Genomic DNA, 25,760 nt, shown 5'->3' on the forward strand with positions numbered 1-25,760 from the left:
CCTTGTGCATGGTGGCGTCCCTACCAGGTGACCGTGACTTTGAGCAGGTCGGCGTAAACCCCTGCATTCGGCACCCAGGCCAGTTTGTCGATGCGAGCGTACAACGGCAGCTCGACCGAGCCGCTGCTCGGTACCCTCGCCGACTGGGCGACCCCCACCGCCAGCGGCTCACGCCAGGCAGCGTCGCGGTACAAGCGATAAGGGATGGGCCTAGCCGTGTGGTCGTCGCTGGCCAGGTAGCGCAGCTCGCCGACGCCACCATGCTGGCCGCCATCGACGCGCACCTGATAAGGGGTGTCCGGGTTGCACTCAAGGCGCGGTGGGCGCTGGCTTAGCAGAACGCCGCTCAACGGTGCGCCGGGGCTGTCCAGGCGTGCCGCCGTGCCCAGATCAATGCGTCCGAGGGCCTGGGCTCCCGCGTCGCGGGTCTGGTTGACCAGCATGCAACCGCGCTGCACCAGCACACGCACTTCCACGAGAAAATCCGCTGCCACGGTACTGCCGCTGAACAACAGGCCCAACAACGCGGCCATTAAGCGCTCCGTCACCTTTTTATCCTTGTCGAAACGTCCTGAACAGAGCGTAGCAGCGAGGCAGTGCAACCGTGGTGGCCCCAAGCCGTTTTTTGGTATTAGCGATAAAGCGATAGCACCGCGTTAAAAAAAGCCGGAACGGCGCAGAACCCCAGGCCACCTCCGTGCCTCCAATGGCCGAGGGCCGGTAAATGTGCCTGGTTTCTGGTAGGGTGAACCACGTTCCTCCAGCGCCGGGCGCCAATGCCATACATGGACGGACATGACAGGAGCGTTTTCATTGATGACTGCAGACACCACGCTGGCAGAAGCCATGGAGCGCTGTGCCCGGGAACCGATCCACGTGCCGAGTAGCATCCAGCCCCACGGCTTTCTGCTGGTGCTGGACGCCATCGACCTTTGCGTGCTGCAGGCCAGTGAAAACGTCGAGCACTGGCTGGGCTTGCCAGCTCGTGAACTGATCGGTTGCCCCTTCGCCAACCTGGTCAGCGACGGTTTTGACCTGCACGCGCAGCTCGCAAGGCTGCCCGAAGATGAAGTCTTCCCCTTCCACATCGGTGACGTGCGCTTGCGCCAAAGTGCGCCGTACAGCACCCCGCTGCATTTGCTGGTGCACGGCCACGACGAAGTACTGATTGCCGAATTCGAACCCCCTCGGCTGTCGCCGGAACTGACCGGGCAAGGTGACTATTACCCGCTCGTGCGCAGCTTTGTCGGCAGCCTGCAGCTGGCCAGCAGCCTCGAAGACCTGCTGCAGCAAACGGTGCTGCAGCTCAAGCGCATCACCGGTTTTGGCCGAGTCAAGGCGTACCGTTTCGATGCCGAGGGCAACGGCCAGGTACTGGCCGAGTCCGCCGACCCAGGCTACCCCGCTTACCTGGGCCTGTGCTTCCCGGCTGCAGACATCCCGCGCCAGGCGCGCGAACTGTACCGGGTCAACCGCATCCGCGTGATCGAGGATGCCAACTACCAGCCCTCGCCCCTGCTACCGGTCATCAACCCGCGCACCGGCAAGGCACTGGACATGAGTTTTGCCGCACTGCGCAGTGTGTCGCCGGTGCACCTGCAGTACATGCGCAATATGGGCACACTGGCCTCGATGTCGCTGTCGATCGTGGTCGACGGTGAGCTGTGGGGGCTGATTTCCTGCCACCACCAACAGCCACGTGCGGTGGACCTGCGTACACGCACGGCCTGCGAGTTGCTGGCCAGTGTGCTGTCACTGCAGATCGAGTCCCGCGAGTCCCACGCCAGCACGCGCAAGCTGCTGGCGTTGCGCCAACACATCGTGCGCATGATCTCGTCCATGGCCGACCACGACAGCGTCAGTGACGGCCTGCGCGACCTGCCCCAGGTGTTGCTGGCCTTTGCCGACGCCCAAGGCGCCGCAGTAATCTCGGCTGAACGCTGTGACCTGATCGGCCAGACCCCGCCTGAAGCCCAGGTGACCGCGCTGGTGCACTGGCTTGGCCAGCGCGGCGAAGACACTGTATTCCACAGTGACAACGTGCGCCGCGACATCACTGACCTGCCCGAGCTGGCCACCCACGCCGGTGGTGTTCTGGCGGTGGCCATCTCGCAGATCCATTCGCACTACCTGCTGTGGTTCCGGCCCGAACAGGTGCGCACGGTGAACTGGGCGGGCCAGCCGACCAAGCAGGTCGGGCCGCAGGGTAACCTCGACCCACGGCACAGTTTCGAACGCTGGCAGGAAGAGCTGCGCGGCTATAGCGAGCCTTGGGACCCGTTAGTGATCGACGGCGTGCTGGAACTGCGCACCGCCGTGCTTGGCATAGTCCTGCGCAAAGCCGAAGAACTGGCACAGCTGGCGGGTGATTTGCGCCGTTCGAACAAGGAGCTCGAAGCGTTTTCCTACAGTGTTTCCCACGACCTGCGCGCGCCTCTGCGGCACATCGCCGGCTACACCGAACTGCTGAGTGAAATGGAAGGCCAGGGCCTGACCGAGCGCGGCAAGCGGTTCTTGCAGCACATTGGTGAAGCCGCGCACTTTGCCGGCAGCCTGGTCGACAACCTGCTCAACTTCTCGCAGATGGGCCGCTCTGCCTTGCGCCTGTCCGACGTAGACCTTAACGCGCTGGTCGAGGCCATTCGCAGCGAACTGGCCCCCGATTACGAAGGCCGCGCAATCGTTTGGGACATCGCCCCGCTGCCCAAGGTGATCGGCGACCCGGCGTTCATCAACATGGCCCTGCACAACCTGATCGCCAATGCCATCAAGTACACACGCGGCCGTACCCCTGCCCACATCGGGATCAGTGCCGTGGAGCATCCTGGCGAAACCGAGATCTGCATCCGCGACAATGGCGTGGGCTTCGACATGGCCTATGCCAACAAGCTGTTCGGCGTATTCCAGCGCCTGCACCGCATGGAAGATTTCGAGGGCACAGGGATTGGCCTGGCAAGTGTGCGCCGCATCATCGAGCGCCATGATGGCCGGGTCTGGGCCGAAGGCCAGATCGACCAGGGCGCAAGCTTCCATTTCACACTCCCCCGAAACACTGCTACCTGAGGCACCGCTACCATCATGCTCAAACCCATCCTGCTGGTCGAAGACAACCCCCGGGACCTGGAACTTACCCTGCTGGCCCTGGAGCGCAGCCAGTTGGCCAACGAGGTCATCGTGCTGCGCGACGGCGCCGAGGCACTTGACTACCTGCTGCGCCGCAACACCTATGCCGACCGCGACGACGGCAACCCCGCCGTCTTGCTGCTAGACCTGAAGCTGCCCAAGGTCGACGGCCTTGAAGTGCTCAGGGCAGTGCGCGCCACCGCCGAACTGCGCAGCATACCCACGGTGATGCTGACCTCCTCGCGGGAGGAGCCCGACCTGTTGCGCGCCTATGAACTCGGGGTCAACGCCTACGTGGTCAAGCCGGTGGAATTCAAGGAATTCGTCGCCGCCATCTCTGACCTCGGGGTATTCTGGGCAGTGCTTAACGAACCGCCACCCGGCTCACTGCGGCTGAATCGTCGCGGTAGCAACTGAGGCCGCCGCAACGATGCAGCAAACGCCGTTGAAACTACTGATGGTCGAAGACAGCTCGATGGACGCCGAGCTTACCCTGATGCGCCTGGAGCGCAGCGGGCTGCATGTGCAGTCCCAGCTGGTATTCGACCATGTGGGTGTCGACCATGCCCTGCGCGAGGCCCGCTACGATCTGATCCTGTGCGACTGCGTGCTGCCGGGGTCGTCTGGCACCGAGGTGCTGGCCGTTGCCCAACGCCTGGCACCGGACGTTCCGTTCATCTTCCTCTCCGGCATCTACGGCGAAGAGCACGCGGTGGAAATGATCCGCCTGGGCGCCACCGACTATGTGCTGAAGAAGAACCTGCCACTGCTGCCCAAGGCGGTACGCCGGGCACTGACCGAAGTGCAGGAACGCCAGCGCCGGCGCCGCGCCGAAGAGGCTCTGATCGACGTCGAGGTGCGGGCACGTATCGCCATCGACGCCGCCGGCATGGGCACCTGGGACCTGCGCCCGCAGGAAGGCCTGCTGGTGTGGGACGACCGCTGCAAGACCTTGTTCGGCCTGCCTACCAGCACCGAAATGAGCCTTGAGGTGTTCCTCGGTGGCATCTACCCCGATGACCTGCCAATGGTGCGTGAGGCGGTGGAATACGCCATGCGCCCGGAAAGCGGCGGCCGCTACCGCGTCGAATTTCGCATCGCGCAACCCAACGGCCTGGAGCCGCGCTGGTTGCTCAGCAGCGGCCAGAGCCAGTTCGTCGATGGCCAGTGCGTGCGCTTTTCCGGTGTGCTGCAGGACATCCACACCCAGCGCCTGGCCACCCAGGCGCTGCGTCAGCTCAACGAGATGCTCGGGGAAAGGGTCGAACGCCGCACCCGCGAACGCGACCGTGCCTGGGAGCTGTCGCAGGACCTGCTGGCCGTGCTGAACAAGGACCTGACCCCAGTCGCACTCAACCCCGCCTGGGAAGCCAGCCTGGGCTTCTCCCGCGAGCGCCTGAGCCAGTCGTCGTTGCTGCATCTGCTGCCCGAAGCCGACCAGGATCTGCTGCTGACCGAACTGGCTGCCCTCGCCCATGGCCGTACCAGCGTACGTTTCGTCGGCCGCATCCTGCATGCCGGCGGCCAGCAGCGCTGGCTATCGTGGGTGGTGGTGCCGGAAGACACCCTGCTGTATGTGGTGGCACGCGACATCACCAGCGAGCGCGAAGCCGCCCTGGGCCTGGCAGAAGCCAACGCCCGCCTGCGCGAACAGATCAACGAACGCGAACGCATCGAGGCGGCGCTGCAGCAGATGCAGCGACTTGAAGCAGTCGGTCAGCTGACCGCTGGCGTGGCCCACGACTTCAACAACCTGCTGACGGTGATCCTTACCGGCGCCAGCTTTCTTGAGCGCGACCTGGCCAAGGCCAACCTGGAAAAGGCCCGTACGCGTCTCACCCACATCCGCGAGGCGGGCGAGCGTGGCGCCAAGCTGACCTCGCAGCTGCTGGCATTTTCCCGCCGCCAGCGCCTGGAACCGGTAGCGCTCAACCTCAACCAGACCCTGGCCGGCCTGGAAGAGCTGTTGCGCCGCACACTGGGTGGCAACGTCTCGGTGCGCCTGGACCTGGACCAGGCCCTGTGGCACGCACTGACCGACCCCACCCAGACTGAGATGATCATCCTCAACCTGGCGATCAATGCCCGCGATGCCATGCCTGACGGCGGCCAGCTGACCCTGACCACCCGCAACACCCGCATTGACAACCGCCCGCAACGCCCGGAAGACCCGGACCCGGGCGAGTACGTGATGCTGAGCATCCGCGATACCGGCTGCGGCATGAGCGAAGACGTGCTGGCCAAGGTGTTCGAGCCGTTCTTTACCACCAAGGACATCGGCAAGGGCTCGGGCCTGGGCTTGGCCCAGGTGTTCGGCTTCGCCAAGCAGTCCGGGGGTGGTGTACGCATCGATACCACCCCGGGCCGCGGCACGCAGGTGGCGGTGTACTTGCCCGCCGTAAAGGACCATATCGTGAGCGAGCCGGTGATCCCGACGCTCGGCCAGCCGGTCAGCGACAGCGGCCGCAACCGCACGGTATTGCTGGTGGATGATGACCATCTGGTGCGGGACCTGCTTGGCGATGTGTTGCGCCAATATGGCTACCAAGTGCGTCAGGCGCACAGCGGCGAACAGGCGTTGGCCTTGCTGGACGACGAGATCGACCTGCTGCTTACCGATTTCGCCATGCCCGAGTTCAACGGCGCGCAACTGGCGCTAGCGGCACGCGAACGGTACCCGCGCTTGCCGGTGGTGTTCCTGACTGGCTATGCGGAGTTGCAGGGGCTGGAGTTGCCGGGCAGCGTGGTGGTTCAGAAGCCGGCGCAAGCGGATGAACTCGCCAGGGTGCTGAACGAGATGCTGGGCATTGCCGGGTAATTCGGGAAAGCAAAACCCTTGCAGGAGCGGCCCGGCAAGGCCGCTCCTGCAAGAATCGTGTGACGGAATCAAAAATACGGAAACGACAAAACCCAGCGCTTATCTTTCTAAGCACCGGGCGATATACGTTTGAAACTGGAAAATGGCAGGGGCGGCTGGATTCGAACCAACGCATGGCAGGATCAAAACCTGCTGCCTTACCGCTTGGCGACGCCCCTGTATCGGATGCAGCATTCGCTGCTCTGACAATTCCAACTGAGTGACAACTGGGTTGTTGTCTTGGAATGCGCGGCACTTTAACAACAAAGTTTTGATCTGTGAACCCCCTGATGAAAAAAAATTGTCAAAAAACAGCGAGTTAGTCATTTCAGCGGTTTATACAGTGACCATCCGTCGCTTTCCCCCCGCTTCGCTTCAACACAATCGCATTCCTCCCTTCCAATCTATTGAGCCAATTGCATTCACCAAGGAGGACCCCATGCCTGTCTCTCACGACCTGTACCAGGACCTGCACTACCCGCGCGAAATCGTCCAGCAGCGCCGCCAGCAGGACAAAGCGCTGGACCGGCTGCTGGACGAGTACATGGACATCGACAACCAGGTGCTGGCCGCCGAATCGATCTCGGCGGGCAACTTTGTTGACGAAGACCTGCGCCACCTCAAGGAGCGCCGCCTGGCGGTGAAATACATGATCGAGCGCCAACTGGAACGTAAAGCCTAGGCAATGCAGGTGTGCAGCCAGACCTATCGCATCAGGTGATCATTGCCGATCACTTTCTGTATTAGTCAAAATGGCTGCCCTCGGGCAAGCTGCGCGCTGCCCCGTCATCGCCCAAGGAGCTTTGCTTTTGTCTGCCTGGATCCCTGCCCCACTGCGCCAGCTTGGCCAGCGCCTGCGCGGCGCCCCCGCCGGCCAGAGCGAACTGCTCGACTGGTTCGAGGACAAAGCCCGAAGCCGCGGTTACCAGCTGAGTGACGGCCAGCGACGGGTGATCCACTGCATGGCCGAACAACTGGCACTGCTCGAACAAGGGCAGCCACGCAGCCTGTACCTGTACGGTTCGGTGGGGCGCGGCAAGAGCTGGCTGCTGGACGGGTTCTTCCAGGCGGTGCCGGTTGAAGCCAAGCGCCGCCTGCACTTTCATGATTTTTTTGCCCGCCTGCACCAGGGCATGCACCGCCACCGGGCGCTGGACGATGCGCTGGGCGCAACCCTCGACGAACTGGTAGGTGGCTGCCAGGTGTTGTGCTTCGACGAATTCCACGTGCATGACATCGGCGATGCCATGCTGCTTACCCGCCTGTTCAACGCCCTGTTCGTCCGCGGCGTGTTCCTGCTGGTGACCTCCAATTACGCGCCCGAAGGGCTGCTGCCCAACCCGCTGTACCACGAGCGTTTCCTGCCGGTGATCCGCCTGATCAACGGGCGCATGCAGGTTCTGGAAGTGGGTGGCGACACCGATTTTCGCAGCTTGCCGGCCAACCGCGAGCACCAGCGGTTTACCCAAGGCCACTATGTATGGCCGGGGACGGCAGCGCAGCGCCAGGCACTGGGCATGCCGGACGAGCAGCCGGTAATGCTTGAAGTGAACAACCGCCCGCTGCGCGCACTGGCCATCGATGGCCGGCGGGTGGTGCTTGGCTTTGACGACTTGTGCGAAAAGGCCACGGCGGTGATCGACTACCTGGCGCTTGCGCAGCAGTACGATGAATGGATCATCGATGGGCTGGATGACCTGGCGCAGTGTTCGCTGGCGGCGCAGCAGCGCTTCGTCAACCTGGTAGATGTGCTGTATGACCAGGACCGACAGGTGACAGTGGTTGGTAAGCGGCCGCTGGAAGAGAGCCTGGGCGGGCCGCTTGCCGACCTGATGCGTACCCGCAGCCGGTTGGGGCAACTGCACCAGGTAGCCCCTTAGCACTGCATTGCCCGCCCCGGCCTGATGGTCAAAATATCAACCCGCCCTGGGCAAATCCGCCAGCACCGCCTCGATTTCCCCCAGCACCGCCGGGTCATCCAGAGTCGAAGGCGGTACATAGTCCTGCCCGTCGGCAATCTTGCGCAGCACCGCGCGCAAGATTTTCCCCGAGCGGGTCTTGGGCAGCCGCTTCACCAGCCGAACCCGGTTGAAACAGGCCAGCGGGCCAATCGCTTCGCGCACGCTGCCCACCAGGTCTACCAGCAACTGCGCCTCGGCAATGCCCTCGCCGTCCTTGAGCACAATGAGCGCCAACGGCACTTGCCCCTTGATTTCATCGTGCACGCCAATCACCGCACACTCGGCCACCGCCGGGTGGCAGGCCACCAGGTCCTCCATTTCGCCCGTGGACAGCCGGTGGCCAGAGACGTTGATCACGTCATCCGTGCGCCCCATGATGTAGACGAAACCGTCATCATCCAGAAAGCCACCGTCACCCGTGTGGTAATACCCCGGGTAAGTGCGCAGGTAAGCCTGCAAATAACGCTCGTGATCGCCCCACAGGGTCTGGCTGCACCCAGGCGGCAATGGCAAGGCAATGACGATCGAGCCCTGGTGGTTAGGGCCCAGCAAATGGCCCTCGTCATCCACCACACGCACGTGATAGCCCGGAACCGCCCGGTTGCTTGAGCCCGGTTTCGCCGCACTGCCGTCCAGCCCCACGCAGGGCGCGGTGACCGGCCAGCCGGTTTCGGTCTGCCACCAGTGGTCGTGCACCGGCTTGCCACTGACCCGCTCCAGCCATTCATGGGTGCTGGAATCGAGCTTCTCACCCGCCAGGAACAATTGGCGCAGCGAGCTGAGGTCGTGCTTGCGGATCAGCTCGCCCTCCGGGTCTTCCTTGCGGATGGCACGCATCGCGGTGGGCGCACAGAACAGCGCGTTGACCTTGTATTGCTCCACCACCCGCCAGTAAGCCGAGGCGTCCGGCGTGCGGATCGGTTTGCCTTCGTAGAACACCGTGGTGCAGCCGCTCATCAGCGGCCCATAGACGATCAGCGAATGGCCGACCACCCACCCCACATCGGAAATGCCCCACCACACGTCTCCGGCCTGCATGCCGTAGATATGGCGCATGGCATAGCACAGCGCCACGGCATTGCCGCCGTTTTCGCGGACGATGCCCTTGGGTTTGCCGGTGGTGCCAGAGGTGTACATGATGTACAGCGGGTCGCCGGCATCCAGCTCGACCGGTGCTACCGGCTGGGCGCCGACCAAGGCTACCTGCCAGTCCAGGTCGCGGCCTGGCTGCAGCTGCGCCTGCGCCTGCGGCCGTTGCAGCACCAGCACATTGCGCGGCTGGTGCCGGGCCAGCTGCAAGGCGCGGTCGACCAGCGGCTTATAGGCAATCACCTTGTCGAATTCCAGCCCGCAGGATGCCGTCAGCAGCAGCGTGGGCCGGGCGTCATCGATGCGCAGGGCCAGCTCGTTGGCGGCGAAGCCGCCGAACACCACCGAATGCACCGCGCCAATCCGCGCGCAGGCCAGCATGGCCATGGCCGCTTGCGGCACCATGGGCATGTAGATGATCACCCCATCGCCCTTTTCCACCCCCAGCTGGCGCAGCAAACCGGCCAGGCGCGCCACTTCGTCGCGCAAGTGGTTGTAGGTGTAGGCCTGCTGCACGCCGGTGACCGGCGAATCGTAGATCAGCGCCACCTGCTCGCCACGGCCCAGCTCGATCTGGTGGTCGAGGGCCAGGTAGCAACTGTTCAGACGGCCATCGGCGAACCAGCGGTGGGTACCGTCGGCATTGTCTTGCAGGGTCAGGGCAGGCTTGCGGTGCCAGGCCAGGTGCGCGGCCTGTTCCGCCCAGAAAGCGGCAGGGTCGGAAATGGAATGGGCGTAGCTGTGCTGGTAGCTCATATCGAAGGGAACCCGGTACTTGTTGTTATTGAAGGGCGAAACCTGAGTATGGACCGCTACACCCGCGCCGCCATGGGACTAAAGTCACAACCGACCTGCAAATTTGCAGACAACGCAAAAGCGCCCCATAACGGTGCAAAGCCTCTAGAATAGGCCACCCTTCAGCCACCGAGCAGCCCATGGATATCGATCAGGCCCGAACCTTCCTGGAAATCGTGCGTTGCGGCAGCCTGGTCGCCGCCGCCGAACGCCTGTTCGTGTCACAGACGGCAATTACTGCCCGAGTGCAGCGCCTGGAGCAGCAACTGGGCTGCCAGCTATTTGTGCGCAGCCGCAACGGCGCCAGCCTGACCAGCGACGGCGAAGCATTCGTCAGTTATGCCAACCAGCTGGTACAAACCTGGGAAGCGGCGCGGCGCGACCTGCCGCTGCCCGAGGGCTGCCAGCAAGTGCTGCATGTGGGGGGAGAAGTGAGCCTGGGCAACCCGATGATGCTTGACTGGATCAGTGCCCTGCACCGTGAGCTGCCCAGCCATGCCATCCGCAGCGAGGTAAGTGACGGCGAGTCGCTGCTGCGCAAGGTCGAGATGGGTTTGCTGGACGCCGCGCTGGTGTACCAGCCGACCTACGGGCCGGGCCTGCAGGTGGAACAGTTGATGGAAGAGAAGCTGATCCGCGTGCGCCGGGTCGACCAGCCAGAGCCCTACATCTACATCGACTGGGGCGAGGCCTTTCGCCGCCAGCACGATGCCGCCCTGCCCGACTGCGCCCGCCCGGCGCTCAGTTTCAACCTGGGCCCTCTGGCCTTGCAGTTTATTCTCGACCAGGGCGGCAGCGGTTACTTCCGCACGCGGGTGGTGCAGGCGTACCTGGACAGCGGCGTGTTCGAACGGGTGCCGCAGGCGCCGGAATTCACCTACCCGACCTTCCTGGTGTACCCACGCAAACGCGACAGCGAAGCCCTGCAACAGGCCTTCGCCATCCTGCGCCGGCTGGTAGCCGCCGGCGCCAGCGACTGGTCACAACGCTGGGACCCGGTTATCTGAAGCCTCGCCGTTGCTGAGCAGCTGGCGCTTGAGGCCAGCAATCAGGTCGGTCTGGGTGATTACCCCCACCAGCTTGCCGGCATCGAGCACCGGCAGGCAATGCAGGCCCTGCTCGCACAGAAGCGGCAACAGGCGCTCCAGCGGATGCTGGCTACTGACACTGACCACCCGGCGGCTCATCACCTGCTCCATGCGTACCGCTTTGCGGCCGAACAGCCCGCGCCAGCTGAAGCGGCCACGCTGCATGGCCGGGCCGACCAGGTCGCTGAGGCTGACGATGCCCACCAGCTTGCCCTGCTGCAATACCGGCAGGGTTTTCAGGTGGTGGCTGGCTAGCATTTTCCAGGCCTGCTCAAGGGTGGTTTCGGGCGTGGCGAACTGCACATCGCGCGACATCACCGAAGCCGCGGTAATACCGCCAAGGCTGCGCTGCAGGGCGTGCTGCTCGGTGGCGAGGATGATGCGTTCCAGCTCGTCACGGGTGACGTCGACGAACTCACCCAGCTCTTCCAGGGCCTGATCCAGGTCCTCGCCACGGATGCCGACCCGCTCACTGGGCAGGGGGTCGTGGGTATGGTGCACATCTTTGCGCGGCGCTACGCCTTTCGGGTAGCGCACACCGGTCAGGCGATTGTAGAGCACCGCCACGCTCACCAGGATCAGCGCGTTGAGCAGGATGGGCTCAAGCAGGTGATCGCCCATGGCGGTCAGCCCCGAATCAGCCAGCACTGCGCTCACTGCCACCCCGCCACCCGGCGGGTGCAGGCAGCGCAGCAGGCACATCACCAGGATCGAGACGCCCAGGGCCGCTGCGGCCACCCACAGCTCCGGGCCGAAACCTTGACGCATGGCCAGGCCGACCGCGCCGGCCAGCGCGTAGCTGCCCAGCACTGGCCAAGGTTGGGCCAACGGGCCGGAATGCACGGCGAACACCAGTACTGCCGTGGCCGCCAGCGGGCCCAGCAGGTGCAAGGCGATGCCGGGGCCATAGGCCATGCTGGTCAGCCAGCCAGCGAGGAACAGACCGAGCAACGCACCGATACCGGCACGCAACCATTCTTTTGGAGAGGTATTCAGGGGCGCCGGCAACAGGCGCTGCAGGTGGTTTTCGGAACGCGAGGCAGACATTGGGTAATCGGGGTCTTTGGTTTTTTCAGATTAAAAAGAAAGCCCAGCCGAGCTGGCCTGGGCCTCGTATTGCGCGTGCAATACCCAAGGGGCTCCTTCCATGGAGAGATGGAAACCGCAGGGTTTCGTGAGAGGGATTTTGCCGGGTGGAGGGAAATTGGGCTAATTCAAAAAACTGCGGCTGTACTGCAATTTTCTTGCAGTACTGATACGGCCTCGGCGGATTGGGCACACCTGTGGGAGCGGCCTTGTGTCGCGATGGGCCGCACAGCGGCCCCGGCATTACCGAGCCTTGCGCGGCAGGTCGATGCTCACACGCAATCCGCCCAGCGGGCTCTCTTCCAAGGCCAGTCGCCCGCCCCAGGCGTCGACGATATCGCGCACGATGCCCAACCCCAACCCATGCCCGTCCACCTGCTCGTCCAGCCGCGAGCCCCGCTCCAGCACCTGCAGCCGTTGGTTCTCAGGGATGCCTGGGCCATCGTCATCGACCCACAGCTGGAAGCCCTCGGTATTGGGCTCAATGCCCAGGCGCACCTCGCTGTCTGCCCACTTGCAGGCGTTGTCCAGCAGGTTGCCCAGCAGCTCCAGGAAGTCTTCGCGGTCCCATGGCAATAACAGCCCGGGCGGCACATCACTTGCCAGCAGCAGGCCCTCGCCGTGGATCATGCCCAATGTCCCGAGCAACCCCGGCAACTCGGCGTCACAGTCGAACTGCGCGCCCGGCAGCGCATCCCCTGCCAGCCGCGCACGGTTCAGCTCGCGTGCCAGCCGTTGCTGGATCTGCTCCAGTTGCTCACGCATCTGCGCGTGGACTTCGGGCAGGTCCTTCAAGCGCTCGCTGGAGGCCAGGCTCAGCAGTACCGCCAACGGCGTCTTGAGTGCATGCCCAAGGTTGCCCAAGGCATTGCGCGAACGGCGCAGGCTGTCTTCGGTATGACTGAGCAAGTGGTTGATCTGCCCCACCAGCGGCGCCAACTCGCTGGGCACCTGCTCATCCAACTGCGAGCGCTGGCCCTGCTGCAGCTGGGCGATCTGCTGGCGTGCCCGCTCAAGCGGGCGTAACGAGCGGGTAACCGTGATGCGCTGCAGCACCAGAACCAGAATCAGCGCCACCAGGCCCATGCCCAGGCCGATCTGCTGCATGCGCCGGAAACCTTCGCGCACCGGCGAATAGTCCTGTGCCACGCTGATCGAAATGTCCTGGCCCAGGCGCCGGTAGTCGGCGCGCAGGGCCAGCAGTTGCTGCCCTTCCGGGCCGAGTTCATGGCTATCGGAAAGCCCGGGCGCCGATGGTTTGGGCATGTCAAGGTCCCACAGCGAACGAGACCTCCAGGTACCTTTGTCAAAATCGATGCGGAAGTAGTACCCGGAAAAAGGCCGTTGGTAGGCCGCCGAAATACGCCGCTCATCCAGCTGCAGGCCGGACGGCCCACGTACCAACGCCACCAGCAGGTTCTCGCTTTCCTTGCGCAGGCCGTTTTCCAGGTAGCGTTGCAGGCCAGCTTCGAACAGCCACAAGGTCAGTTGCGCCAGCACCACGCCGACCACCACCAGCACCGCCACCAGGCCCAGGCTAAGGCGCGCCTGGATCGACTTCACTCGGCGCTCCCTGCATAAATGTACCCTTGCCCACGCCGGGTCTCGATCACGCTGCGGCCCAGCTTGCGCCGCAAGTGATTGACGTGCACTTCCAGCACGTTGGAGTCCCGTTCGGTTTCGCCGTCGTAAAGGTGTTCGGCCAGGTGGCTTTTGGACAGGATCTGCTGCGGGTGCAGCATGAAGTAACGCAGCAGCCGGAACTCGGCGGCGGTCAGCTGCACATCCATGCCGTCACGGCTCACACACTGACGGCTTTCATCCAGGTGCAGCCCCGCTGCCTCCAGTTTCGGCTGGTTGGCCAGGCCCCGGGCACGGCGCAGCAATGCCTGGATACGCAATTGCAGCTCTTCCGGGTGGAACGGTTTGCTCAGGTAGTCATCAGCCCCGGCCTTCAGCCCCTCGATGCGCTCGGCCCACGAGCCGCGGGCGGTGAGGATCAGCACCGGCGTGGCCAGGCCGGCAGCACGCCACTGGGCCAGCACATCCAGGCCCGGCAAGCCCGGCAGGCCAAGGTCGAGAATGATCAGGTCGTAGGGTTCGCTCTGGCCCTGGTAAACCGCGTCGCGGCCGTCGGCCAGCCAGTCCACGGCATAGCCCTGGCGCTGCAGGCCGGCGGTCAGCTCATCGGCCAGCGGTACATTGTCCTCGACAAGCAACAGGCGCATTCAGTCGTCTTCCTCGTCTTTGAGCAGGGCGCCGGTGCTGGCATCGAGCTTGATCTCGCGTACCACACCTTCAACCGTCAGCAGTTCGACCTCATATTCGTAGCGATCGTCGTCTTCTTCCAGCTCGGCTTCCAGCAGGCGCGCCCCAGGGTGACGCCCCAGGGCGGTTTCCAGCAATTGCTCGAGCGGCAGGATGACGCCCTTCTGCCGCAGCTTCAGGGCTTCGTCCTGGTCAAGGTCGCGGGCTGCGGCCAGGGAGCACACGGCCAGCAGCGCCAGCGCGAGGTAGCGCGCCGGCCGCGGTAAGTGGATCATCAGTTGTCCCGCTCGTCCTTCAGCACTTCACCGGTCTTGGCGTCCAGGTCAACATCCCACTCGACGTTCTGGGTGTCGCGCAACTCGACCTTGTAGATGTAGCGGCCGTACTCGTCTTCAAGCTCCGAGTCGGTGACGGTGGCGCCGGGGTGCTTGGCCACGGCGGTGGCTTTGAGCTCGTCCAGCGACTTGATGGTCTTGGCGTTGACCAGCTTGACCACTTCGTCAGGCTGTACATCCTTGGCGAAAGCGGCATTGGCGCCCAGGGCGAGGGCGGCGGCGGCGAACAGGGCAGTCAAGGTTTTCATCGTTCTTCTCTCCTGAGAACTGTGTAAGTTGTCTACGGGGTTAAGATTAACCACCGGTCCTTAATTCAACCTGAAAACAGCTGGCGGCATGATAGCGCAGTTACACCGCCAGCCAGACTCGGCCTCCTGTTGGAGCAGCCTTGTGCTGCGAAAGGGCCCGTGCAGGCACAACAGTTGTGTAGTCTGTACCGGCCCTTTCGCAGCACAAGACTGCTCCTACAAACCCAAGAGATCCGCCATGAGCGCCATACACATCAAGTACCCTGCCCTCACCTTCAAGGCCGGTGACCGTGCCCTGCGGCTCATCCGCGAGCGCGGCCTGCAGGCGGCCGATGTCGGGGTGCTGCCAGGTGCGGCCGGTGGCCCGAAGCCGCTGGGTATCCAGGGCCTGGACCTGGCACTGTTCGGCGAGTGGCTGCCTTCGGCACCGCGCCCGCGCGCCCTGATTGGCGCTTCGATCGGTGCCTGGCGCTTCGCCAGCGCCTGCCTCGAAGACCCCATCGCGGGTCTGCGTCGCCTGGGCGAGTTGTACACCGAACTGGATTTCGCCAAGGGCGCCACCCCGGCCGAAATCAGCCACAGCTGCCAACGCATGCTCGACGACCTGCTGCAGGGCCGCGACGGCCAGCTGCTGGCCAACCCGCACTATCACCTGAATATCCTGGTAGTGAAAAGCCATGGCCAGCTTGCCCACGACCATCGTGGCCGCCTGGGCCTGGGCCTGGGCTCGGTGGTGGCCAGCAACCTGCTCGGCCGTTCGCGCCTGGCGCGCCACTTCGAGCGCATCATCCTGCACGATGGGCGCGCCACGCCGCCGCTCGACGCACTGACCGACTTCCCCTCACGCTACCTGCCGCTGGACCTGGCCAACCTGCGCCACGCCCTGCTGGCCTCGGGTTCGATCCCCATGGTCATGCAGGGTGTGAAAGACATCCCCGGCGTGGGCGCTGGCACCTACCGCGACGGCGGCCTGCTGGACTACCACCTCGACCTGCCCTATCGCGGCGACGACCTGGTGCTGTACCCGCACTTCACCGACAAGGTGGTACCGGGCTGGTTCGACAAAGCCTTGCCCTGGCGCAAAGGCGATGCCACCCGCCTGCAGAACGTGCTGCTGATGACCCCTTCGCCGCAGTACCTGGCCGCCCTGCCCTACGGCAAGCTGCCGGACCGCAACGACTTCAAGCGCTTCATGGGTGATGCGCCAGGCCGCAAGCGCTATTGGTACAAGGCTATCGCTGAAAGCCAGCGCCTGGGCGACGAGTTGCTGGAGCTGGTCGCCACCGGGCGGCTGCATGAACGCCTGCAAGCCTTGTAACGGCCATGCTGGTAGAATGCGCGCATTATTGATTCACACAGAGTTAAGACAGCGTGGAAATCTTCAAGGAATTTACATTCGAATCGGCCCACCGCCTGCCCCACGTCCCTGAAGGGCACAAATGTGGCCGCCTGCATGGCCATTCGTTCAAGGTCGGCCTGCACCTGACCGGCCCGCTCGACCCGCACACCGGCTGGATCCGCGACTTCGCCGAGGTCAAGGCGATCTTCAAGCCGATCTACGAGCAACTGGACCACAACTACCTGAACGACATCCCGGGCCTTGAGAACCCCACCAGCGAAGTGATCGCCAAGTGGATCTGGGACCAGGTCAAGCCGCTGATGCCGGAACTGTCGAAAGTGCGCATCCACGAAACCTGCACCAGCGGTTGCGAATATACCGGCGACTGATTCGCCCGCGCTACTGGCCCTGCGTGCTGCCCATGGCATCGCGCAGGAAGCTGGGGGCGATGTAGCGCTGGTAATGCGCTTCTGAAAGCAGGAAGAACTCGCGATCGATGGCATCGCGCAATTGCGGCAGTTCCCAGTCGCGAAACTCCGGCAGCAGCACCATGCCGTAGGCCTCCAGGTCACGGATCATCCGCGCCCCGCGGGCAATCAGCTGGTAAGCCCAGCAATATTCCGACTGCTGCTCGACAAAGCGGATGGAGCGCTGCTCCAGTTGCTGACGCAACAGGCTTTTGTCGAACACCTCCAGCTTGGCCATCATCACCTGCACCAGCAACTGCTCAAGGCGCAGCCACACCGCGCGTTTCTGCGCGTCGTCGTAGCCGTTCCAGTTGATCACCTCGTGGTGGAAACGCTTGCAGCCACGGCACACCGTGTCTCCGTAAACCGTGGAGCACAGGCCGACGCAAGGGGTCTTGATGGACTTGTTGGACATGAAAAACAACAGTTTGGCGGAGGAACACGGGCCCATGTTAGCCCTTTGTCTAACCAGGGTCACTCGTTAAAGTCATCTTCTGCGCCTTACTTTCGGGCTTTTTTTGCCGTAGAATCATCCGGCCTTTTCAAAGGCAACAATGTCCGTTGGAAGCTGTTTTCAAAGCGTCACGAGCACAGTTAATCCGGTAGAACGGCGTTGGCCCGGGCCATGCATCCCTCGCATGCCCGCGCCAGCCCTCATCAGCTCCCCGTTCTGCAGGCGTAAAACTTTGAAAGCAGCTTCTGTAAGGATTCTTTGCGACTCTGGCTGGGCGGCCCACAAAGCCGTGGCAGCGCATGGGTGCATCGAATGCTGGATAAGCGTCCCGGACCCCCTTTAGGGACCACTGATGAGGGAAATAACTGTGCTTGAAGCCTACCGCAAACACATCGAAGAGCGTGCCGCCCTGGGTATCGTGCCCCAGCCGCTGAACGCCGAACAAACCGCAGGCCTGGTCGAGCTGCTGAAAAACCCGCCGGCCGGCGAAGAAGCCTTCCTCGTAGACCTGATCACCAACCGCGTACCACCAGGGGTCGACGAAGCTGCCTACGTCAAGGCTGCTTTCCTTTCTGCTGTTGCCAAGGGCGAAACCCAGTCGCCTCTGATCGACCGCAAGCACGCCACCGAACTGCTCGGCACCATGCAGGGCGGCTACAACATCGAAACGCTGGTCGCACTGCTGGATGACGCCGAACTGGGCGCCGTCGCGGCCGAACAGCTCAAGCACACCCTGCTGATGTTCGATGCCTTCCACGACGTGGCCGAAAAAGCCAAGGCCGGCAACGCTCACGCCAAGGCCGTGCTGGACTCCTGGGCTGCCGGCGAGTGGTTCACCGCCCGCCCGGCCATCGCCGAGAAGTACACCCTGACCGTGTTCAAGGTGCCAGGCGAAACCAACACCGACGACCTGTCGCCTGCTCCGGACGCCTGGTCGCGCCCTGACATCCCGCTGCACGCCCTGGCCATGCTGAAAATGGCCCGCGACGGCATCGAGCCGCAGCAGCCTGGTTCGGTCGGCCCGCTGGCACAGATCGAAGCCGTCAAGGCCAAGGGCTTCCCGGTTGCCTATGTAGGTGACGTGGTAGGTACCGGTTCCTCGCGTAAATCCGCTACCAACTCGGTACTGTGGTTCTTCGGCGACGACATTCCGTACGTGCCGAACAAGCGCGCCGGTGGCTTCTGCTTCGGCACCAAGATCGCCCCGATCTTCTACAACACCATGGAAGACGCCGGCGCCCTGCCGATCGAATTCGACTGCACCAACCTGGGCATGGGCGACGTCATCGACGTTTACCCGTACAAAGGTGAAGTACGCCGCCACGAAAGCGACGAGCTGGTCACCAACTTCGAGCTGAAAACCGAAGTGCTGCTGGACGAGGTCCGCGCTGGCGGCCGTATCCCGCTGATCGTTGGCCGTGGCCTGACCGAAAAAGCCCGCGCCGAGCTGGGCCTGGGTGCTTCCGACCTGTTCAAGAAACCAGAGCAGCCTGCCGACTCCGGCAAGGGCTTCACCCTGGCGCAGAAAATGGTCGGCCGTGCCTGTGGCCTGCCAGAAGGCCAGGGCGTGCGCCCAGGTGCCTACTGCGAGCCGAAGATGACCACCGTCGGTTCCCAGGACACCACTGGCCCGATGACCCGCGACGAGCTGAAAGACCTGGCGTGCCTGGGCTTCTCTGCCGACCTGGTCATGCAGTCGTTCTGCCACACCGCGGCTTATCCAAAGCCGATCGACGTCACCACCCACCACACCCTGCCAGACTTCATCCGCACCCGTGGCGGCGTGTCGCTGCGCCCAGGCGACGGCATCATCCACAGCTGGCTGAACCGCATGCTGATGCCTGACACCGTCGGTACCGGTGGCGACTCGCACACCCGCTTCCCGATCGGCATCTCGTTCCCGGCCGGTTCCGGCCTGGTGGCCTTCGCCGCCGCCACCGGCGTCATGCCGCTGGACATGCCAGAGTCGATCCTGGTGCGCTTCAAGGGCAAACTGCAACCGGGCATCACCTTGCGTGACCTGGTACATGCCATCCCTTACTACGCCATCCAGAAGGGCCTGCTGACCGTCGAGAAGAAGGGCAAGAAAAACGCCTTCTCCGGCCGCATCCTGGAAATCGAAGGCCTGGACGAACTGACCGTCGAGCAAGCATTCGAGCTGTCCGACGCCTCGGCCGAGCGTTCCGCTGCCGGCTGCACCATCAAGCTGCCGGAAAAGGCCATCGCCGAGTACCTGCAGTCCAACATCACCCTGCTGCGCTGGATGATCGGCGAAGGCTACGGCGACCCACGTACCCTGGAGCGTCGCGCCCAGGCCATGGAAGCCTGGCTGGCCAACCCTGAGCTGCTGTCGGCTGACGCCGATGCCGAGTACGCTGAAATCATCGAAATCGACCTGGCCGACGTCAAAGAGCCTGTGCTCTGCGCGCCGAACGACCCGGACGATGCCCGCCTGCTGTCTTCGGTACAGGGCGAGAAGATCGACGAAGTGTTCATCGGTTCGTGCATGACCAACATCGGCCACTTCCGCGCTGCCGGCAAGCTGCTGGAGAAGGTCAAGGGTGGCATCCCTACCCGTCTGTGGCTGGCTCCGCCAACCAAGATGGATGCTCACCAGCTGACCGAAGAAGGCTACTACGGCATCTACGGCAAGGCCGGTGCGCGCATGGAAATGCCAGGCTGCTCGCTGTGCATGGGTAACCAGGCACGTGTGCAGACCGGTTCGACCGTGGTCTCCACCTCGACCCGTAACTTCCCGAACCGTCTGGGCGACGCGACCAACGTGTACCTGGCATCGGCCGAACTGGCTGCTGTCGCTTCGATCATCGGCAAGCTGCCGACCGTCGAAGAGTACATGCAGTACGCGAAAGACATCGACAGCATGGCTGCCGACGTTTACCGCTACTTGAGCTTCGACCAGATCGCCGAGTTCCGCGAAGCGGCAGCCAACGCCAAGATCCCGGTGGTTCAGGCTTAAGCTGAGTTACAGGCAGTAAAGAAAGCCCCGGCAGCGATGCCGGGGCTTTTTGTTTTAGCCTGTACCGGCCCAATCGCCGGCAAGCCAGCTCCCACAGGTACTCCACAGGTCTTGAGAACTTTGGAGTACCTGCGGGAGCTGGCTTGCCGGCGATTGGGCCAGTACAGGCAACCTCAGATCACAAACAAATCCACAAACCTGTGCACCACCATCCCCTCCAGCTGCTGCTGGTCCTTGCACACCTCCACAATCTGCGCACACCGCTGACGGGCAAAACGCGTCCCCAGGTTTGCCCTGAACTTGGCCTCCAGCAACGGTATGCCCTCCCCTCGCCGCCGCCGATGCCCGATCGGGTATTCCACCACCACTTGGTCAGTGCTGCTGCCATCCTTGAAGAACACTTGCAGCGCGTTGGCGATCGAGCGCTTGTCTGGCTCCAGGTACTCGCGACTGAAGCGCAGGTCTTCCACCACTTCCATCTTCTCGCGCAGGCGATCGATGCTCGGGTGGTGGGCATGGAAAGCATCTTCATAGTGCTCTGCCACCAAATGGCCGAAGATCAGCGGTACCGCCACCATGTACTGCAAGCAGTGGTCACGGTCGGCAGCATTGGCCAGCGGGCCGCTCTTGGAAATGATGCGGATCGCTGACTCCTGGGTGGTGATCACGATGCGGTCGATTTCATGCAGACGGTTGCGCACCAGTGGATGCAGGGTCACTGCCGCCTCACAGGCGGTCTGGGCATGAAACTCGGCAGGGAAACTGACCTTGAACAACACGTTTTCCATCACATAGCTGCCCAAGGCCTGAGGCAGACGCAGCTCGTACTGCCCGGCAGGCTTGAGCGCCAAGTCTTTGTTGGTATGACTGAACGATACGTCGTAGAACCCCCACTGCGGCGCCGTGAGCACGCCCGGCACGCCCATCTCGCCGCGCAGGGCGATATCGGCCAGGCGCACGCCCCGGCTGGAAGCATCGCCCGCCGCCCAGGACTTGCGAGAACCGGCGTTGGGCGCATGGCGGTAAGTGCGCAGGGCCTGGCCGTCGACGAAGGCGTGGGACAAGGCCGAGAGCATCTGCTCGCGATTGGCCCCCATCAGCCTGGCACACACGGCGGTTGAGGCCACCTTCACCAGAATCACGTGATCGAGGCCGACACGGTTGAAAGAGTTTTCCAGTGCCAGCACACCCTGGATCTCATGGGCCATGACCATTGCCTCAAGCACATCGCGCATCAGCAGCGGCGCCTCACCCGCTGCGACGTGCTTCTGCGACAGGTGATCAGCCACGGCCAGGATGCCGCCAAGGTTGTCCGAGGGATGAGCCCATTCAGCGGCCAGCCAGGTGTCGTTGTAGTCCAGCCAGCGCACCGTGCAGCCGATGTCCCAGGCAGCCTTGACCGGGTCGAGGCGGTAGGCGGTGCCGGGAACACGGGCGCCATTGGGCACCAGCGTGCCCTCTACCTGAGGGCCGAGGAGTTTCGTGCATTCGGGGAAGCGCAGGGCCAGCAGGCCGCAGCCGAGGGTGTCCATCAGGCAGTTGCGCGCGGTGGCCAGGGCTTCGGCGGAATCGACCCGGTAGCCGAGGGCGTAGTCGGCCAGGGTCTGCAACACCCGGTCGTAGTCCGGGCGGTCGTTGAGGTCTACGTTGGCGCTCATATCCAGCTCCCTTCAGAATTGCCGGGGCTGCTGTGCAGCCCCAACGAACTAAAGCCGAGCGCCAGTGGTGCTTTAGAAGCTATCGCCAGGCACGCGAACCCAGCCCTCCATCAGCACGCGAGCACTGCGGCTCATGATTGCCTTGGTCACTGTCCACTCACCCTCCACCCGGCGCGCCTCGGCCCCGACCCGCAAGGTGCCCGAAGGGTGGCCGAAACGCACAGCGCTGCGCTCGCCCCCGCCAGCGGCGAGGTTGACCAGCGTGCCCGGAATGGCCGCTGCGGTGCCGATCGCCACCGCCGCCGTACCCATCATGGCATGGTGCAGCTTGCCCATCGACAAGGCCCGCACCAACAGGTCGACATCCCCTGCCTGTACCACCTTGCCACTGGACGCAGTGTAGGTGCTCGGTGGCGCAACGAACGCCACTTTTGGTGTGTGCTGACGCCCGGCAGCCTGGTCGACATTGTCGATCAAGCCCATGCGCACGGCGCCATAAGCACGAATGGTCTCGAAACGCAGCAGCGCCTGCGGGTCGCCGTTGATGGCGTCCTGCAGTTCGGTACCGGTGTAGCCGATATCCGCCGCGTTTACGAAGATGGTCGGGATGCCAGCGTTGATAAGGGTCGCCTTGAAGGTGCCGACGCCCGGTACCTCCAGGTCATCGACCAGGCTGCCGGTAGGGAACATCGCACCGCCGTCGTCACCGTCGTCGGCCGCCGGGTCGAGGAATTCCAGTTGCACCTCGGCCGCCGGGAAGGTCACCCCGTCCAGCTCGAAGTCGCCGGTTTCCTGCACTTCACCTTCAGTGATCGGGACCTGGGCGACGATGGTCTTGCCGATATTGGCCTGCCAGATCCGCACCGTGGCGATGCCGTTGCGCGGAATGCGCGCCGGGTCGACCAGGCCACTGGTGATGGCGAACGAACCGACCGCAGCAGACAGGTTGCCGCAGTTGCCGCTCCAGTCGACGAACGCCTTGTCGATGCTGACCTGGCCGAACAGGTAGTCGACATCGTGCCCGGGCTTGATGCTTTGCGACAGGATCACGGTCTTGCTGGTGCTGGACGTCGCACCGCCCATGCCGTCGATCTGCTTGCCGTAGGGGTCGGGGCTGCCGATTACCCGCAGCAGCAGTGCGTCACGGGCTGGGCCGGGGATCTGCGCCTGCTCGGGCAGGTCTTGCAGGCGGAAGAACACGCCTTTGCTGGTGCCGCCACGGATGTAGGTGGCGGGGATTTTTATTTGCGGTACGTGTGCCATTGATGTGCTGTCCTGTCTGAAATGCATATGGCCTCTGGGGCTGCCTTGCAGCCCATCGCGGCGCAAGGCCGCTCCTACAGGGATCGCGTGACGCTGTGGGAGCGGCCTTGTGTCGCGAAAGGGCCGCAAAGCGGCCCCCGTTCATGCTCAGGCGGTCGCTTCGAGGAAGTCCTGGGCAAAGCGCTGCAGCACCCCGCCCGCTTCGTAGATCGACACTTCCTCGGCGGTGTCCAGGCGGCAGGTCACCGGCACTTCCAGGCGCTCGCCATTGGCGCGGGTAACCACCAACGTCAGGGTCGCCCGTGGCGTACGTGCGCCCAGCACGTCATAGGTCTCGCTGCCGTCCAGGCCCAGGGTCTTGCGGTCGGTGCCTGGCTTGAACTCCAGCGGCAACACGCCCATGCCCACCAGGTTGGTGCGGTGAATGCGCTCGAAGCCTTCGGCGACGATGGCCTCGACACCCGCCAGGCGCACGCCCTTGGCCGCCCAGTCGCGGGACGAACCTTGGCCGTAGTCGGCGCCGGCCACGATGATCAGCGGCTGTTTGCGCTGCATGTAGGTCTCGATCGCCTCCCACATGCGGGTCACCTTGCCTTCCGGCTCGATACGCGCCAGCGAGCCCTGCTTCACGCTGCCGTCTTCCTTGCGCACCATTTCGTTGAACAGTTTGGGGTTGGCGAAGGTGGCACGCTGGGCGGTCAGGTGGTCGCCGCGGTGGGTGGCGTAAGAGTTGAAGTCCTCTTCCGGCAAGCCCATTTTCGCCAGGTATTCACCGGCGGCGCTGTCGAGCATGATGGCGTTGGACGGCGACAGGTGGTCGGTGGTGATGTTGTCCGGCAGCACCGCCAATGGGCGCATGCCGCGCAGGGTACGTTCACCGGCCAGCGCGCCTTCCCAATACGGCGGGCGGCGGATGTAGGTGCTCATCGGGCGCCAGTCATACAGCGGCGCCACTTTCGGCCCGCGGTCTTCCTCGATGGCGAACATCGGGATGTACACCTTGCGGAACTGCTCTGGCTTGACCGCGGCACGCACCACGGCGTCGATCTCTTCATCGCTCGGCCAGATGTCCTTGAGGCGGATTTCCTTGCCATCGACCACGCCCAGCACATCCTTCTCGATGTCGAAGCGGATGGTGCCGGCAATGGCATAGGCCACCACCAGCGGCGGCGAAGCCAGGAAGGCCTGCTTGGCATACGGGTGGATACGCCCGTCGAAGTTGCGGTTACCCGACAGCACGGCGGTGGCGTACAGGTCGCGGTCGATGATTTCTTGCTGGATCACCGGGTCCAGCGCGCCAGACATCCCGTTGCAGGTGGTGCAAGCGAAGGCGACGATACCAAAACCGAGTTGCTCCAGCTCCTTCTCCAGCCCGGCTTCTTCCAGGTAAAGCTGCACAGCCTTGGAACCTGGCGCCAGCGACGACTTGACCCACGGTTTGCGGGCCAGGCCAAGCCTGTTGGCATTGCGTGCAATCAGGCCAGCGGCTATCACGTTGCGCGGGTTGCTGGTGTTGGTGCAGCTGGTGATGGCGGCAATGATCACCGCACCGTCCGGCATCTGCCCCGGCACCTCTTCCCAACTGCCGGCAATGCCTTTGGCTGCCAGGTCGGTGGTAGCCACGCGAGCGTGCGGGTTGGACGGGCCGGCCATGTTGCGCACCACGCTCGACAGGTCGAAGCTCAGGGTGCGCTCGTAGACAGCGCCGCCCAGGCTGTCGGCCCACAGGCCGGTCGCCTTGGCGTAGGTTTCCACCAGCTTGACCTGCTGCTCTTCGCGGCCGGTCAGGCGCAGGTAGTCGATGGTCTGCTGGTCGATGGCGAACATAGCGGCGGTGGCGCCGTATTCCGGGGCCATGTTGGAAATGGTGGCGCGGTCACCCAAGGTCAGCGCGCGGGCGCCCTCGCCGTGGAATTCAAGGTAGGCGCCGACGACTTTCTGTTTACGCAGGAATTCGGTCAGGGCCAGCACCAGGTCGGTGGCGGTGATGTTCGGTGCCAGCTTGCCGGTCAGCTCGACGCCGACGATTTCCGGCAGGCGCATCCACGAAGCGCGGCCGAGCATCACGTTTTCGGCTTCCAGGCCGCCAACGCCAATGGCGATCACGCCCAGGGCGTCGACATGCGGGGTGTGGCTGTCGGTGCCGACGCAGGTGTCCGGGTAGGCCACGCCGCGGTCGTTGTGGATGACAGGCGACATCTTCTCCAGGTTGATCTGGTGCATGATGCCGTTGCCCGGCTGGATCACGTCGACGTTCTTGAACGCCTTCTTGGTCCAGTTGATGAAGTGGAAGCGGTCTTCGTTGCGGCGGTCTTCAATGGCCCGGTTCTTTTCGAAGGCCTGCGGGTCGAAGCCACCGCACTCCACTGCCAGCGAGTGGTCGACGATCAGTTGTACCGGCACCACCGGGTTGACGGCGGCCGGGTCGCCACCCTTGTCGGCGATGGCATCGCGCAGGCCGGCGAGGTCGACCAGCGCGGTCTGGCCGAGGATGTCGTGGCACACCACGCGGGCCGGGAACCACGGGAAGTCGAGGTCGCGCTGGCGTTCGATCAGTTGGCCCAGCGAGGCGTCGAGGGTGGCCGGGTCGCAGCGGCGCACCAGGTTTTCGGCGAGCACGCGGGACGTGTAAGGCAGGCCGTCGTAAGCGCCGGGCTTGATCGCCTCGACCGCCGCACGGGCATCGAAGTAGTCCAGGTCGGTGCCTGGAAGGTGCTTGCGGAATGCTGTGTTCATATCGTTATCAGGCTCG

20 protein-coding genes and 1 tRNA gene are annotated in these 25,760 nt (G+C 63.9%); 9 read left to right on the forward strand and 12 right to left on the reverse strand.

Features of this window, described 5'->3' with window-relative positions:
- Nucleotides 1–20 precede the first annotated feature (20 nt).
- Nucleotides 21–548, reverse strand: coding sequence for a spore coat U domain-containing protein (locus tag SB756_RS17930; protein WP_341798168.1), 528 nt, complete (start codon nt 546–548; stop codon nt 21–23).
- A 268-nt stretch (nt 549–816) separates the two neighbouring features.
- Here SB756_RS17930 and SB756_RS17935 point away from each other — a divergent pair, with 268 nt between their 5' ends.
- From SB756_RS17935 to SB756_RS17945, 3 genes are read left to right on the forward strand one after another with little or no spacing between them, the layout of a single operon-like run.
- The gene (locus SB756_RS17935) at nt 817–3,063 is read left to right on the forward strand and encodes an ATP-binding protein (protein WP_410911282.1); all 2,247 of its coding nucleotides are present in this window, start codon (nt 817–819) and stop codon (nt 3,061–3,063) included.
- Nucleotides 3,064–3,078: 15 nt separating this feature from the next.
- Nucleotides 3,079–3,540 (forward strand): response regulator, encoded by a 462-nt coding sequence (locus SB756_RS17940; RefSeq protein WP_016500516.1) that lies wholly within the window; start codon nt 3,079–3,081, stop codon nt 3,538–3,540.
- Between the two features lie 13 nt (nt 3,541–3,553).
- A complete protein-coding gene (locus SB756_RS17945) occupies nt 3,554–5,941 on the forward strand; it encodes a response regulator (RefSeq protein ID WP_341798166.1) in 2,388 nt (795 codons plus the stop codon).
- A 143-nt stretch (nt 5,942–6,084) separates the two neighbouring features.
- On the opposite strand, the gene SB756_RS17950 is transcribed toward SB756_RS17945, so the two are convergent.
- A tRNA-Gln gene (locus tag SB756_RS17950) sits at nt 6,085–6,159 on the reverse strand.
- Between the two features lie 260 nt (nt 6,160–6,419).
- Here SB756_RS17950 and SB756_RS17955 point away from each other — a divergent pair.
- Both SB756_RS17955 and zapE read left to right on the forward strand, forming a co-directional pair.
- Entirely contained in the window at nt 6,420–6,662 is a 243-nt protein-coding gene (locus tag SB756_RS17955) for a hypothetical protein (RefSeq protein WP_012271609.1), read from the forward strand.
- 127 nt (nt 6,663–6,789) lie between these two features.
- The gene (gene zapE / locus SB756_RS17960; protein WP_410911283.1) at nt 6,790–7,860 is read left to right on the forward strand and encodes a cell division protein ZapE; all 1,071 of its coding nucleotides are present in this window, start codon (nt 6,790–6,792) and stop codon (nt 7,858–7,860) included.
- Between the two features lie 36 nt (nt 7,861–7,896).
- Here the strand turns inward: zapE and SB756_RS17965 are convergent, their stop codons facing one another.
- Nucleotides 7,897–9,786 carry a propionyl-CoA synthetase gene (locus SB756_RS17965; RefSeq protein ID WP_229609433.1) on the reverse strand — a complete coding sequence of 630 codons (1,890 nt, stop codon included), beginning with the start codon at nt 9,784–9,786 and terminating at the stop codon, nt 7,897–7,899.
- 179 nt (nt 9,787–9,965) lie between these two features.
- On the opposite strand from SB756_RS17965, the gene SB756_RS17970 reads away from it, so the two are divergent.
- Nucleotides 9,966–10,832 carry a LysR family transcriptional regulator gene (locus SB756_RS17970; protein ID WP_341798164.1) on the forward strand — a complete coding sequence of 289 codons (867 nt, stop codon included), beginning with the start codon at nt 9,966–9,968 and terminating at the stop codon, nt 10,830–10,832.
- Here the strand turns inward: SB756_RS17970 and SB756_RS17975 are convergent.
- From SB756_RS17975 to SB756_RS17995, 5 genes are all read right to left on the reverse strand, one after another.
- Complete coding sequence (locus SB756_RS17975; RefSeq protein ID WP_410911284.1) at nt 10,806–11,960, reverse strand: HPP family protein; 1,155 nt, start codon at nt 11,958–11,960, stop codon at nt 10,806–10,808. The two genes, SB756_RS17970 and SB756_RS17975, sit on opposite strands and share 27 nt — an antisense overlap.
- A gap of 282 nt (nt 11,961–12,242) precedes the next feature.
- The gene (locus SB756_RS17980) at nt 12,243–13,562 is read right to left on the reverse strand and encodes a sensor histidine kinase (protein ID WP_410911285.1); all 1,320 of its coding nucleotides are present in this window, start codon (nt 13,560–13,562) and stop codon (nt 12,243–12,245) included.
- Nucleotides 13,559–14,227, reverse strand: coding sequence for a response regulator transcription factor (locus SB756_RS17985; RefSeq protein ID WP_028613463.1), 669 nt, complete (start codon nt 14,225–14,227; stop codon nt 13,559–13,561). Before SB756_RS17985 ends, SB756_RS17980 begins: the two co-directional genes overlap by 4 nt.
- On the reverse strand, nt 14,228–14,542 hold the full coding sequence (locus tag SB756_RS17990; RefSeq protein WP_016500524.1) for a PepSY domain-containing protein: 315 nt from the start codon (nt 14,540–14,542) through the stop codon (nt 14,228–14,230). It abuts the gene before it with no gap.
- Nucleotides 14,542–14,850: a PepSY domain-containing protein gene (locus SB756_RS17995; protein ID WP_410911286.1), complete on the reverse strand. Its 309-nt coding sequence runs from the start codon at nt 14,848–14,850 to the stop codon at nt 14,542–14,544. The genes SB756_RS17990 and SB756_RS17995 overlap by 1 nt, the downstream gene beginning before the upstream one ends.
- 238 nt (nt 14,851–15,088) lie before the next feature.
- On the opposite strand from SB756_RS17995, the gene SB756_RS18000 reads away from it, so the two are divergent.
- Together SB756_RS18000 and queD are read left to right on the forward strand one after the other, a co-directional pair.
- Complete coding sequence (locus SB756_RS18000) at nt 15,089–16,168, forward strand: patatin-like phospholipase family protein (RefSeq protein ID WP_229609435.1); 1,080 nt, start codon at nt 15,089–15,091, stop codon at nt 16,166–16,168.
- Nucleotides 16,169–16,221: 53 nt separating this feature from the next.
- Nucleotides 16,222–16,578: a 6-carboxytetrahydropterin synthase QueD gene (gene queD / locus SB756_RS18005; protein ID WP_012271598.1), complete on the forward strand. Its 357-nt coding sequence runs from the start codon at nt 16,222–16,224 to the stop codon at nt 16,576–16,578.
- A gap of 10 nt (nt 16,579–16,588) precedes the next feature.
- Here the strand turns inward: queD and SB756_RS18010 are convergent, their stop codons facing one another.
- Nucleotides 16,589–17,071 carry a DUF1289 domain-containing protein gene (locus tag SB756_RS18010; RefSeq protein ID WP_151326450.1) on the reverse strand — a complete coding sequence of 161 codons (483 nt, stop codon included), beginning with the start codon at nt 17,069–17,071 and terminating at the stop codon, nt 16,589–16,591.
- 406 nt (nt 17,072–17,477) lie between these two features.
- Here SB756_RS18010 and acnB point away from each other — a divergent pair, with 406 nt between their 5' ends.
- Nucleotides 17,478–20,087 carry a bifunctional aconitate hydratase 2/2-methylisocitrate dehydratase gene (acnB, locus tag SB756_RS18015; RefSeq protein ID WP_341798868.1) on the forward strand — a complete coding sequence of 870 codons (2,610 nt, stop codon included), beginning with the start codon at nt 17,478–17,480 and terminating at the stop codon, nt 20,085–20,087.
- A 173-nt stretch (nt 20,088–20,260) separates the two neighbouring features.
- Here the strand turns inward: acnB and prpD are convergent, their stop codons facing one another.
- The 3 genes from prpD to acnD all read right to left on the reverse strand — a co-directional run bounded on the left by prpD (nt 20,261) and on the right by acnD (nt 25,744).
- Nucleotides 20,261–21,745: a 2-methylcitrate dehydratase gene (gene prpD, locus SB756_RS18020; RefSeq protein ID WP_410911287.1), complete on the reverse strand. Its 1,485-nt coding sequence runs from the start codon at nt 21,743–21,745 to the stop codon at nt 20,261–20,263.
- A 72-nt stretch (nt 21,746–21,817) separates the two neighbouring features.
- Nucleotides 21,818–23,008, reverse strand: a complete 1,191-nt coding sequence (prpF, locus tag SB756_RS18025) for a 2-methylaconitate cis-trans isomerase PrpF (RefSeq protein WP_410911288.1) — start codon at nt 23,006–23,008, stop codon at nt 21,818–21,820.
- A gap of 147 nt (nt 23,009–23,155) precedes the next feature.
- Nucleotides 23,156–25,744, reverse strand: a complete 2,589-nt coding sequence (gene acnD / locus SB756_RS18030) for a Fe/S-dependent 2-methylisocitrate dehydratase AcnD (protein WP_341798158.1) — start codon at nt 25,742–25,744, stop codon at nt 23,156–23,158.
- Nucleotides 25,745–25,760 lie beyond the last annotated feature (16 nt).

It is taken from the genome of Pseudomonas sp. SIMBA_068, assembly GCF_046534705.1.
Taxonomy (GTDB): Bacteria; Pseudomonadota; Gammaproteobacteria; order Pseudomonadales; family Pseudomonadaceae; genus Aquipseudomonas; species Aquipseudomonas putida.

Excerpts from the sequence above, each read along its gene's own strand:
- prpF (WP_410911288.1), bottom strand. The coding sequence starts at position 23,008 with ATGGCACACGTACCGCAAATAAAAATCCCCGCCACCTACATCCGTGGC.
- SB756_RS17985 (WP_028613463.1), bottom strand. The coding sequence starts at position 14,227 with ATGCGCCTGTTGCTTGTCGAGGACAATGTACCGCTGGCCGATGAGCTG.
- SB756_RS17965 (WP_229609433.1), bottom strand. The coding sequence starts at position 9,786 with ATGAGCTACCAGCACAGCTACGCCCATTCCATTTCCGACCCTGCCGCT.
- SB756_RS17945 (WP_341798166.1), top strand. The coding sequence starts at position 3,554 with ATGCAGCAAACGCCGTTGAAACTACTGATGGTCGAAGACAGCTCGATG.
- SB756_RS17935 (WP_410911282.1), top strand. The coding sequence starts at position 817 with ATGACTGCAGACACCACGCTGGCAGAAGCCATGGAGCGCTGTGCCCGG.
- prpD (WP_410911287.1), bottom strand. The coding sequence starts at position 21,745 with ATGAGCGCCAACGTAGACCTCAACGACCGCCCGGACTACGACCGGGTG.
- SB756_RS18010 (WP_151326450.1), bottom strand. The coding sequence starts at position 17,071 with ATGTCCAACAAGTCCATCAAGACCCCTTGCGTCGGCCTGTGCTCCACG.
- SB756_RS17955 (WP_012271609.1), top strand. The coding sequence starts at position 6,420 with ATGCCTGTCTCTCACGACCTGTACCAGGACCTGCACTACCCGCGCGAA.
- acnD (WP_341798158.1), bottom strand. The coding sequence starts at position 25,744 with ATGAACACAGCATTCCGCAAGCACCTTCCAGGCACCGACCTGGACTAC.
- SB756_RS17970 (WP_341798164.1), top strand. The coding sequence starts at position 9,966 with ATGGATATCGATCAGGCCCGAACCTTCCTGGAAATCGTGCGTTGCGGC.
- SB756_RS17940 (WP_016500516.1), top strand. The coding sequence starts at position 3,079 with ATGCTCAAACCCATCCTGCTGGTCGAAGACAACCCCCGGGACCTGGAA.
- SB756_RS17995 (WP_410911286.1), bottom strand. The coding sequence starts at position 14,850 with ATGAAAACCTTGACTGCCCTGTTCGCCGCCGCCGCCCTCGCCCTGGGC.
- SB756_RS18000 (WP_229609435.1), top strand. The coding sequence starts at position 15,089 with ATGAGCGCCATACACATCAAGTACCCTGCCCTCACCTTCAAGGCCGGT.
- SB756_RS17990 (WP_016500524.1), bottom strand. The coding sequence starts at position 14,542 with ATGATCCACTTACCGCGGCCGGCGCGCTACCTCGCGCTGGCGCTGCTG.
- SB756_RS17975 (WP_410911284.1), bottom strand. The coding sequence starts at position 11,960 with ATGTCTGCCTCGCGTTCCGAAAACCACCTGCAGCGCCTGTTGCCGGCG.